The organism is Aliikangiella maris (genome assembly GCF_040719265.1).
GTDB lineage: Bacteria > Pseudomonadota > Gammaproteobacteria > Enterobacterales > Kangiellaceae > Aliikangiella > Aliikangiella maris.
The window spans coordinates 465,363-476,219 of record NZ_JBFDAH010000001.1; the positions used below are offsets into that span (position 1 = coordinate 465,363).

Sequence of the window (10,857 nt, forward strand, 5' to 3'; positions counted from 1 at the left end):
AATGGAATTTCCTAAAGATTTTGTTGGTTTTCTACGTCGCAAACTTGCCAGTCGGGTTGGCGTTTTTCTAAAAATGCACTGACACCTTCTTTGCCTTCTTTAGATGCTCGAGTATCTGCAATGCGCTGTGCAGTTTCTCGAATCAAATCTTCTTCGATTGGTTTATCTTTGACAAATTCGATGAGTCTTTTGGCTTTGTGCATTGCTTTGGGGCCGTTGTTTAAAACTGATTGAATGAAAGTTTTTACATTAGATTGTAATTCATCGTGCGAATATATTTGATGTACCAGATTCATAGCGGCGGCTTGGGAAACATCAAATAGCTCGGCGGTAATAAAGTACCGCTTTGCATGACGTTCGCCAATGGCTTTAACTACATAAGGGCTAATGACTGCGGGAATTAATCCCAGCTTTACTTCTGACAAGCAAAATTTGGCTTTATCACTTGCTAGTACGATATCGCAGCAGGCAACTAAGCCGACGCCACCACCAAATGCAGACCCTTGGACAACAGCAATTGTTGTTTTTTTACATTGATAAATAGTTTGCATCAAACTGGCAAGTTGTAGTGAATCTTGATAATTTTGTTCCCAAGAATATTCAGCCATTTTTTTCATCCAGTTTAAATCAGCACCGGCTGAAAAACTTTTTCCATTTGCATCGAGGACGATTAATTTGACTTTATCGTTATTGTCGAGTTGCTCAAAGGCTTTGGTTAACAATGCGATAAGTTTTTCATCAAATGCATTGTGGACTTCAGGTTTATTGAGAGTGATTCGACCAATACCATTGGACTCCAGTTTTACAATAATGCTTGTTTCACTCACTTTTGTATCCTCACGTTTTGTTTGTTTAATGTAAGTAACAAACTCAATTACATTCTAAAAACACCAAATTGGGTTTTTTCAACAGGCGCATTCAGACTGGCTGATAAGCCTAAACCCAATACTTGACGTGTATCGGCTGGATCAATTATGCCATCATCCCAGAGTCTGGCGCTGGCGTAGTAGGGATGACCCTGCGTTTCATACATTGCTTGAATCGGTTTTTTAAATTCAGCTTCTTCTTCGGCAGACCATTGCACACCTTGTCGATCAAAGTTGTCTCGTTTTACCTGAGCTAAAACATTGGCTGCTTGTTCGCCACCCATGACAGAAATACGGGCGTTGGGCCACATCCATAAAAAGCGGGGACTATAAGCTCGGCCACACATGCCGTAATTACCGGCACCAAAGCTGCCACCAATAATGACAGTAAATTTTGGAACTTTTGCACAAGCTACTGCGGTAACCATTTTTGCACCGTTTTTAGCAATGCCCGAATTTTCGTATTTTCGACCGACCATAAAGCCCGTGATATTTTGCAGAAACACTAGCGGAATATTTCGTTGACAGCAAAGCTCAATAAAATGCGCGCCCTTGAGCGCAGATTCTGAAAATAAAATACCATTGTTCGCAATGATACCCACTGGGTAGCCCCATATTTTGGCAAATCCGCACACCAGTGTATTTCCATATAAAGGTTTAAACTCGTCAAATTCGCTGGCGTCAACGATGCGTGCAATAATTTCACGAATATCAAATGGTTTTTTCGAATCTTTGGGAATTACACCGTAAATTTCTTCGATGGGGTAATGAGGCTCAACCGGTTTTTCAATTTTCCAGTGCTGGTACTTTTGTTTATTTAAATGTGAAATGATGTCGCGGGTCAATGCCAGTGCATGACGATCATCCTGGGCATAGTGATCGGTTACCCCAGAAGTTTTACAGTGAACATCTGCGCCACCTAAGTCTTCCGCCGTTACTTCTTCTCCTGTTGCTGCTTTGACTAATGGCGGCCCGCCGAGAAAGATTGTGCCCTGATTTTTTACGATGATACTTTCATCCGCCATTGCGGGGACATAGGCACCGCCTGCGGTACAACTGCCCATGACAACTGCGATCTGTGGTATGCCTTTAGCTGATAAATTAGCTTGATTAAAAAATATGCGGCCAAAATGATCGCGGTCCGGAAATACCTGATCCTGTTGCGGTAAATTGGCGCCGCCTGAGTCAACCAGATAGACACAAGGCAAGTGATTTTGCTCGGCAATTTCTTGTGCTCTTAAATGTTTTTTTACCGTTTCTGGAAAGTAGGTACCACCCTTAACGGTCGCATCATTGGCAACGATAACGCATTCTTGACCATTGATTAGTCCAATTCCGGTAATAATGCCGGCCGCTGGTACTTGGTTTTCATACATGCTATAAGCAGCAAATTGAGATAGCTCCATAAACGGAGAGCCAATATCAAGTAGTTGTCTGACTCTTTCGCGTGGTAGCAACTTTCCGCGATTGGTATGTTTGTCCTGTTTTTCTTTGCCGCCGCCTTGGGCGATAGTTTGCATTTTATCTCGTACATCATCGATAAGTGATTGCATGAATTCCGTATTAGCGACGAATTCCTGGCTACGGGTATTTAATTTACTTTTGATAATTGGCATTCAGATTTCCGATTATTAACAAAGTTATTCGATTTGACTTGCGTTTTTATCGTATTAGTTAAAAGGTTAAATGAGCATTTGCCTTAATTTTTGCTAATGCTCTCGTAATATCAATTTAAATTGTTTCGTTTCGTTCGATTTTAAATTTCGCTATTTTAAATTACATGAGATTAAATTAAGGTCATGTATTAATTAATGAGCGCCCGATCACCAATTTTTGTACTTCACTGGTGCCTTCATAGATTTGGCAAACGCGAACATCGCGATAGTACCTTTCAACAGGAAAATCATTTAAATATCCATACCCACCAAAAATTTGAATCGCATCAGAGCAGATTTTTTCAGCTGCCTCAGATGCAAACAGTTTTGCCATTGAAGCTTCTTTTAAGCAAGGATTACCCATGTCTTTATGCAGTGCGGCTCGATGAACCATAAGTCGCGCCGCATCAAGTTGAGTCGCCATGTCAGCTAATTTAAAGCTAATTGCCTGGTGCTGGTGAAGCGATTTACCAAATGCGGTTCGTTCTTGCGTATATTGTACTGCCGCATCAAGTGCCGCTCTCGCAATACCAACACATTGGGCAGCAATTCCAATACGGCCACCTTCGAGCCCAGATAGCGCAATTTTATATCCTTGACCTTCTTCACCCAGTAAATTCTCCCTGGGAATTCGACAATCTTCAAAAAGAATTTGTGCTGTGTCAGAGGCATGTTGGCCCATTTTATTTTCGACATTAGCAACAATGTAACCGGGAGTTTCGGTTGGTACAATGAAAGCCGAAATACCTTTTTTACCTGCACTGGCATCGGTAACGGCAAAAACAATCGCTGTATCTGCATTTTTACCTGATGTAATAAATTGTTTTACTCCATTAATTACGTAGCTGTCGCCATCTAGTACTGCTTTGGTTTTCAGATCAGCAGCGTCAGAACCTGCGTGGGGTTCACTTAAACAAAAAGCAGCTAAATGTTCACCGGTGGCTAGAGGTTTTAAATATTTTTCCTTTTGTGCATCTGAACCAAAATTAAGAATTGGCATACAACCAACAGAATTGGTTACACTGATAATCGTTGAACAAGCGGCATCGCCAGCAGCAATTTCTTCAAGCACTAAGGCTGCTGAAAAATAGCCGATGTCGCAACCGTGCCATTTTTCAGGAACAAGCATACCAAAAAAGCCCAACTCTCCGAGACCTTTGAGGGCTTCCGCAGGAAAAGTTTTATTGCGATCCCAGTCCGCTGAAAATGGGGCAATTTTTTCTTGCACGTACTGGCGTGCGGCTTCTTGTATCATAGATTGTTCTTCGGTCAGAAACATGGCAAATTTCTCTTCAATCAATTAATTTGATGATTTTGGGTAGTAGTATCTGATTATTATGGGAAATCACGTAAAAATAAACGTTTAATTATTTTAAAAGTTTATTGCTATATCGGCATAGTTGAGTGATTGGTCTTGCCAGTTATCCTATGAGAGCGTAACTGGCGTTAGGTTAGGGGATTATTCAACAACATTTAAACTCAGTGAGAGCAAACAATTTAAATAGCAAATAATCGCCCCGAGCTCTTGTGATTAATCAACCAATTCAATAGCCATCGCGGTTGCCTCTCCACCACCGATGCAGAGTGACGCAACGCCTTTCTTTTTGCCGTATTTTTGTAGTGCAGCAATAAGGGTTACCAGAATTCTTGTGCCACTGGTTCCAATTGGATGACCTAGCGCACACGCACCTCCATGAATATTGACTTTTTCCGAATCAAGATTTAGATCTTTAATTGCTGCCATAGCAACAACGGCAAAAGCTTCGTTAATTTCATACAAATCAACATCGGTGGTGTTCCAGTTAACTTTGGCGAGTAAATCTTTTACGGCGGTAACAGGCGCAATAGTAAACTCACTGGGTTTACGTGAATGGGTTGTGTGGCCGATTATTTTTGCCAATGGCTTTAACCCGCGACGCTGTGCTTCGGATTGACGCATAAGAACGACTGCTGCGGCACCATCAGATATTGAACTTGCATTTGCGGCAGTTACGGTACCATCTTTTTTGAAAGCAGGGCGTAACGATGGAATTTTTTCCGGGCGTGCTTTTAGTGGTTGTTCGTCATGCTCAACCAGCGTTTCACCTTTACGACTTTTGACAGTAATAGGCGTTATTTCACCGGCAAATGAGCCATTTTCGATGGCTGTTTTGGCACGGCTTAGTGAGGTAATCGCGTATTCATCTTGTTGTTCACGACTAAATTGATAGCGTTCGGCACAATCTTCGGCAAAGACGCCCATTGCCAGACCTTCATAAGCATCTTCAAGGCCATCAAATGCCATATGATCAAGAACTTTGTTGTGTCCAAAACGATATCCTGCGCGTGCATTGGGTAGCATATGTGGTGCGTTACTCATACTTTCCATTCCACCTGCGACCATTACTTGATTCGTGCCGGCAGTCAGTAAATCATTGGCTAACATGACCGATTTCATACCTGATCCACATACTTTATTAATCGTGGTACAGCCGGCCGATAATGGTAAGCCTGCGCCAATGGAAGCCTGTCTGGCTGGTGCCTGGCCGAGTGCTGCGGGTAATACACACCCCATAATCACTTCGTCAATTTCTTCGCTCGAAACACCAGACCTTTCAACCGCGGCCTGGATTGCTGCTGAACCTAATTCAGTCGACTTAAGTGAAGATAATTCTCCCATAAATCCACCCATTGGCGTGCGAGCCATTCCAACAATTACAATTGGATCCTGTGACATTGCTATAACCTCTATAATTTGTACGATTTTAATAAGAATACTTGTCCAATAGTATACTGCTTTTCGCGTTTTTAGCCTGTTTCAAGAATAAGATTAACATGTTCAAAGCCAAAAAGTACCTGATATTTTACTTTAATAAAAAACTTTAAGGCTTTGATAATTAAGAATAATAACTAAGCAGTTTCTTTGAACAATTCGCGTCCGATCAGCATTCTTCGTATTTCTGATGTGCCAGCGCCAATTTCGTATAGTTTTGCATCCCTTAACAAGCGTCCAGTAGGAAATTCGTTGATGTAACCATTACCGCCAAGACATTGAATGGCATCCAGAGCCATTTGAGTTGCGCTTTCAGCTGAATATAAGATAGCTGCAGCGGCATCTTTTCGAGTGGTTTCACCACGATCGGCTGCCTGAGCAACATTATAAACGTAGGATTTGCTAGCCATTAGCGTGGTGTACATATCTGCTAATTTGCCTTGCATCAATTGGAATTCTCCAATTGGTTTACCAAACTGGGTACGTTCATGTACATAGGGGAGTGCGACATCTAGACAAGCTTGCATGATACCAAGCGGCGCACCTGAAAGAACGATACGTTCAAAATCAAGCCCACTCATTAATACGGCAACGCCTCTGTTAAGTTCGCCCAAGATGTTTTCTTTTGGTACTTTGCAGTCTTCAAATACTAATTCACAAGTATTTGAACCACGCATACCTAGCTTATCAAGTTTTTGGGCGGTTGAAAAACCCTCGAATCCTTTCTCAATGATAAATGCGGTAATACCTTTAGAACCTGCGCTAGGATCTGTTTTTGCGTAAACGATTAGGACATTGGCATCGGGGCCATTGGTAATCCACATTTTATTTCCATTAAGCAAATAATGATCACCTTTATCTTCTGCTTTGAGTTTTAAGCTAACAACATCAGAACCTGCGCCTGGTTCACTCATTGCAAGAGCACCAACATGCTCACCGGAGCATAATTTAGGGAGATATTTTTGTTTTTGTTCTTCGGTGGCATTTTTACGTAGCTGGTTCAAACACAGATTTGAATGCGCACCGTAACTTAAGCCAACACTGGCGGAGTGGCGACTGATTTCTTCTATTGCAATAACATGCTCTAGATAACCTAAACCTGATCCGCCGTATTGTTCTTCTACAGTCATTCCTAGTAACCCAAGCTCTCCCATCTTTTGCCACAGATGATTAGGAAATTCATTTTCCTGATCGATTTGTGCTGCAATAGGTGCGAGTTCTTTGGCCGCAAATGCGCTGACTGTATCGCGAATCATGTCAGCGGTTTCGCCAAGATTAAAGTTAAGGCCTGTATACATGGTTTTCCTCTAGTTTTGTTTAATTCGAAGCTCGAGTCGGTCGAGTTCCCACAACATTGTTTTTATATCTTCTTGTTGTTGGTAAAGGGCTTCACGTCTTTCAGCAAGTTTGGTAACCAAAAATTCCATTTGTTTTTCCTCGCCGCTGGGCAGGTCATAAATTGAGAAAATTTCACGAATTTCCGCTAAAGAAAACCCGATCCTTTTCCCACGCAGTATCAATTGCAAACGAACATGATCACCCTTGTGATAGATCCGCTGGGTGCCTTCTCGTGTAGGTGAAAGTAATCGCTCATCCTCATAATGTCGGATTGAACGAGGTGTTATACCGAACTCTTTAGAAAGTTCACTGATTGTGTAGGTCATATCTTTATCATTCATAGCGGTCGGAATTATATGTTAACATTAACGTAAACGTAAATACTATAATCTAGATATTTGATGAGGTAAGACCAGAATAAAGTAAAGTTAATAGTTCGGTATAAGTTTTAGAATAAAATTAAATAATGAAAAATATATTAAATAGTTATTTAATTACGATTTAAACAGAATGTTGTGACGTTACGTATTTTTGAATCTTTATCAGATTGTGAAGGCGATATGACAAATTTTGCGATATCGCCAATGCAATATAATGAAAACGTCAAGCTGCGTCACTTAGAGAGAAGCGATGTTATATCTTTTGTGCGCAAAGGTTATTCAAATGGTTTTATTGACGTGAAATGATCTGAAGAATAGGGTATTTATTTAATCCAAAGCTGATTGTTACTGATATGACCTCCTGGGCTTTAAAGTCTTGTTCATTCATTATTGGATGTCTGCGTGCACCATTGGCAAACAAGGCCATAAGATGTTTTCTTGTTAACATTCGTCGTCCAGCCGCATTATTTTTAATCGTTAAGGTCGCCCATCTTTCCCCAACTTCATTACTCATAAAAAGGCTGTGCAAAATAATAAAGTCACTTTGATCGGGATAGCTTTTGTCATCATTAGGAAATTGAAATAATTCACTGCCTTGAATACTTTTATCGATAAATAAAGTTTCTGACTGTTCTCTGGCGTTCACATTAGTGATGATTAACCCAGTCAATATTATTAAGCTATTAATAATAATTTTTAGAGGCATACACTTGCTCCAGATAGTTGACTAGATTGGTTTGATAAGTGAAAGTGTTAATCATTATGCTAAGCGTAACTGAATTTAAGATGAATAGCTTGATGATTATTGACAAATAAAAGTGATAATACTGCGCACTAATTGGTCAACTAGTACACAGTATTTTGTTAAATAGAAAGTGAATGTTTAATTTAAGTATTTGCTTTAAACTGTTTTGAGTTTCCATTTTCCTTGGCGAAAAATGATAATCCCTACTAAAGCAATAATACTTTCAGAAATGGTAATTGCCAGAAATACACCGGTTGGACCTAATTCAAAATACTTAGCCAATGCATAAGCCAACGGAATCTGAAATAACCAATAGCAAAAAAAATTAATTTTGCTCGGGGTAAGGGTATCACCAGCACCGTTAAATGCCTGCACCAGTACCATGCCTAAACCATAAAATCCAAAGCCTAAGCCTATAAAGCGTAAGCATTCAACGCCATACTGAATAACCGCGACATCAGTTGAAAATAAACCAATGATTTGAGGTGCCAAAGAGAGAAAGATAATCGCTACAGTAACCATAAATATGACGTTATATTTAGCGATTCGCCAAACTGACTTTTCGGCACGGGAGGCCAGTCCCGCTCCTAGATTTTGGCCTACCAATGTTGCAACAGCGTTGCTCATACCCCAGGCAGGTAAAATCGTAAACATTATGACTCGAATTGCTATCGTATAGCCAGCCACGGCATCACTGCCGTAAGTTGAAACTATTCTGACTAACCAAACCCAGCTGGCTGTTGCAATGAAAAACTGTAAAATACCACCAACTGACAACTTAAGTAATTGTTGGATTGTGTTTAAGTGAGGTTTTAAGTGTGATAGATTTAATTGGATTCGATTTTTAAATCCGAATAAATGATAAAGCTGATATAAAACACCAACGCCACGGCCAATATTAGTTGCCACTGCAGCACCTTCAATTCCCATTTCGGGAAAAATTCCAATGCCAAATATTAATAGCGGATCAAGAATAATATTAATTGAGTTGGCTATCCATAGTGAACGCATTGCAATAGTTGCATCGCCTGCGCCACGAAAAATAGCGCTGATTAAAAATAAATACAGAATTGTTGTAGAGCCACCCAGCATAATTCGGGTGTAAGAGTAGCCTTGTTCAATAACATCAAAACTGGCTCCCATAAAGCGCAGAATGTCTTTTGCGTAAATAAAACCTGGAATGCCTATTAGTAGACCAAAAAACAAGCCAATGATGAGTGTTTGACCCGCAACCGAAAAGGCTTTTTCATTTGATTTTTCGCCAAAGCGGCGAGCAATTGTTGCGGTTACCGCCATACTTAAACCAATAGCCACCGCATATAACAATGTAATAACCGCTTCTGTTAAACCAACAATTGATACTGCTTCAGCACCTAAAAATGAAACAAAAAAGATGTCAGTAACAGCAAAAACTGACTCCATTGCCATTTCTAATATCATCGGAATGGCTAATAAGAAAGCGGCATGGCCAATTGAGCCTTGGGTGTAATCCCGTTGATGATTATCTTTCAACGATAATTTAAATAATTGCCACAAGCTGTAGTTTTGTGGCTGAGTTTGATGTGTCGTCATATGTATTTCCGTTATATAACTTTCTGAAACTAAAATTACCTTGCGTATTTAGTTTCAGATAATAGAATTTTGATGAACAGGCAAATTCCTGTGAGCATGCGCAAATATTTGCTGGAGTTTCAGACAAACATAAAACGCGGAATTAATGCTATCAGTCGCTGTAGCGCAACGAATAATCAGTAATAAATGAGAGAGTTGCCTTTAGTTGGCTTGACTTTATCGAAATAAACGAGACAAGCAACAGAGCTTTACTGAAGTGTTGAGCACTATATCTGCTTGAAAAGCATTAATATCTGGTGAATTGCTCATTGTCTTAAGCTCCGGTGATAAAATATTGCAGCATTTTCCCTTCAAAATATTTGACTGTCAATAGCTAAAAGTTATTATGCCGATATAAAATTTAGGGTAAATTGCTTACCAGTTTACAGTGACGCCTGTGCCACTATTTAATTTAAGCGTTGAAAGGCAATTTGGATGTCGTTTGTGCTAAAGGCGATTTAACTTTGGACACACTTAAGACACAGAGGCAAAATCTCAGGTGTATGGCGGCGAATTCAAATAAAACCGTGTTTGGGTTTTATCTCATTGTTATGCTGTCTATAATGACAATCTATAAAGTAAAATAAATTTGTTTAATTTATTTAGGTATTAAATAACACATAATCAAAATCGGAGACGATAATGCGTATAATCCTTCTTGGTGCGCCTGGAGCTGGTAAAGGAACTCAAGCCCAGTTTATTAAGGAAAAATATAATATCCCACAAATTTCAACAGGGGATATGCTACGAGCCGCAGTAAATGCTGGCACACCTTTAGGTTTAAAGGCAAAAGAGGTTATGGATGCTGGTCAATTAGTTTCTGACGATATTATTATTGGGCTGGTTAAAGAGCGTGTTGCACAAGCTGATTGTGCTAATGGGTATTTACTCGATGGATTTCCGCGAACCATTCCTCAAGCTGATGCAATGAAAGAAAATAATATTGATGTTGATTATGTTGTTGAAATTGATGTGGCTGATGCAGAAATTATCAAGCGCTTGAGTGGGCGTCGAGTTCATCCTGGCTCTGGTCGAACCTATCATGTGGTTTATAATCCACCTAAGCAAGAAGGGATAGACGATGAAACTGGCGAAGAGTTGATTCAAAGACCTGATGATACTGAAGCGACAGTTAAAGATCGATTAGCCATATACCATCAACAAACTCGTCCTCTGGTTGATTATTATTCAAAGTGGGCGGAACAAGGTGGTGAGAAAGCGCCGCAGTATGTTACAGTTCAGGGCGTTGGTAGTTTGGAAGAAATTAAAGAAAGTATTTTAACTGCTTTAAAATAAAACGGATCTGGCGTAAAGCAAACTGCTTACTTCCATATGGCAGTTAAACCAGTGGCATTTGAGTAATTATTTAAAATGGGTTAACACTAAATTTTAGTTAACTCGACCCTGTAAAAAATTCTGTGTAACTGCCCTAGGTTAAACATAATCTTTTAATCGGTCTTCAAATTGAATCATAAATCGATTTAAGGCCGCTTTCCAATTTCTTATTGGC

At 40.0% G+C, this 10,857-nt stretch carries 9 protein-coding genes; 1 reads left to right on the forward strand and 8 read right to left on the reverse strand.

The genetic code is table 11. From position 1 onward, the window contains the following. Nucleotides 1-11: 11 nt before the first annotated feature. The 8 genes from ABVT42_RS02105 to ABVT42_RS02140 all read right to left on the reverse strand — a co-directional run bounded on the left by ABVT42_RS02105 (nt 12) and on the right by ABVT42_RS02140 (nt 9,308). Nucleotides 12-827: an enoyl-CoA hydratase/isomerase family protein gene (locus ABVT42_RS02105; RefSeq protein WP_353873443.1), complete on the reverse strand. Its 816-nt coding sequence runs from the start codon at nt 825-827 to the stop codon at nt 12-14. A 47-nt stretch (nt 828-874) separates the two neighbouring features. Next, nucleotides 875-2,482 carry a carboxyl transferase domain-containing protein gene (locus tag ABVT42_RS02110; RefSeq protein WP_353873444.1) on the reverse strand — a complete coding sequence of 536 codons (1,608 nt, stop codon included), beginning with the start codon at nt 2,480-2,482 and terminating at the stop codon, nt 875-877. A gap of 181 nt (nt 2,483-2,663) precedes the next feature. Beyond that, the gene (locus tag ABVT42_RS02115; protein ID WP_353873445.1) at nt 2,664-3,800 is read right to left on the reverse strand and encodes an acyl-CoA dehydrogenase family protein; all 1,137 of its coding nucleotides are present in this window, start codon (nt 3,798-3,800) and stop codon (nt 2,664-2,666) included. 252 nt (nt 3,801-4,052) lie between these two features. After that, nucleotides 4,053-5,237, reverse strand: coding sequence for an acetyl-CoA C-acyltransferase (locus ABVT42_RS02120; RefSeq protein ID WP_353873446.1), 1,185 nt, complete (start codon nt 5,235-5,237; stop codon nt 4,053-4,055). 173 nt (nt 5,238-5,410) lie between these two features. Beyond that, entirely contained in the window at nt 5,411-6,571 is a 1,161-nt protein-coding gene (locus ABVT42_RS02125; protein ID WP_353873447.1) for an isovaleryl-CoA dehydrogenase, read from the reverse strand. A gap of 9 nt (nt 6,572-6,580) precedes the next feature. Then, nucleotides 6,581-6,937, reverse strand: coding sequence for a MerR family transcriptional regulator (locus ABVT42_RS02130; RefSeq protein ID WP_367023386.1), 357 nt, complete (start codon nt 6,935-6,937; stop codon nt 6,581-6,583). Between the two features lie 343 nt (nt 6,938-7,280). Continuing rightward, entirely contained in the window at nt 7,281-7,697 is a 417-nt protein-coding gene (locus ABVT42_RS02135) for a hypothetical protein (RefSeq protein WP_353873449.1), read from the reverse strand. Between the two features lie 195 nt (nt 7,698-7,892). Beyond that, nucleotides 7,893-9,308 carry an MATE family efflux transporter gene (locus ABVT42_RS02140; RefSeq protein WP_353873450.1) on the reverse strand — a complete coding sequence of 472 codons (1,416 nt, stop codon included), beginning with the start codon at nt 9,306-9,308 and terminating at the stop codon, nt 7,893-7,895. A gap of 681 nt (nt 9,309-9,989) precedes the next feature. Between ABVT42_RS02140 and adk the strand changes: the two genes are divergently transcribed. Then, nucleotides 9,990-10,643: an adenylate kinase gene (gene adk, locus ABVT42_RS02145; RefSeq protein ID WP_353873451.1), complete on the forward strand. Its 654-nt coding sequence runs from the start codon at nt 9,990-9,992 to the stop codon at nt 10,641-10,643. The last annotated feature ends 214 nt before the right edge of the window (nt 10,644-10,857 follow it).

Excerpts from the sequence above, each read along its gene's own strand:
- ABVT42_RS02110 (WP_353873444.1), bottom strand. The coding sequence starts at position 2,482 with ATGCCAATTATCAAAAGTAAATTAAATACCCGTAGCCAGGAATTCGTC.
- ABVT42_RS02115 (WP_353873445.1), bottom strand. The coding sequence starts at position 3,800 with ATGTTTCTGACCGAAGAACAATCTATGATACAAGAAGCCGCACGCCAG.
- ABVT42_RS02120 (WP_353873446.1), bottom strand. The coding sequence starts at position 5,237 with ATGTCACAGGATCCAATTGTAATTGTTGGAATGGCTCGCACGCCAATG.
- ABVT42_RS02125 (WP_353873447.1), bottom strand. The coding sequence starts at position 6,571 with ATGTATACAGGCCTTAACTTTAATCTTGGCGAAACCGCTGACATGATT.
- ABVT42_RS02130 (WP_367023386.1), bottom strand. The coding sequence starts at position 6,937 with ATGACCTACACAATCAGTGAACTTTCTAAAGAGTTCGGTATAACACCT.
- ABVT42_RS02135 (WP_353873449.1), bottom strand. The coding sequence starts at position 7,697 with ATGCCTCTAAAAATTATTATTAATAGCTTAATAATATTGACTGGGTTA.
- ABVT42_RS02140 (WP_353873450.1), bottom strand. The coding sequence starts at position 9,308 with ATGACGACACATCAAACTCAGCCACAAAACTACAGCTTGTGGCAATTA.
- adk (WP_353873451.1), top strand. The coding sequence starts at position 9,990 with ATGCGTATAATCCTTCTTGGTGCGCCTGGAGCTGGTAAAGGAACTCAA.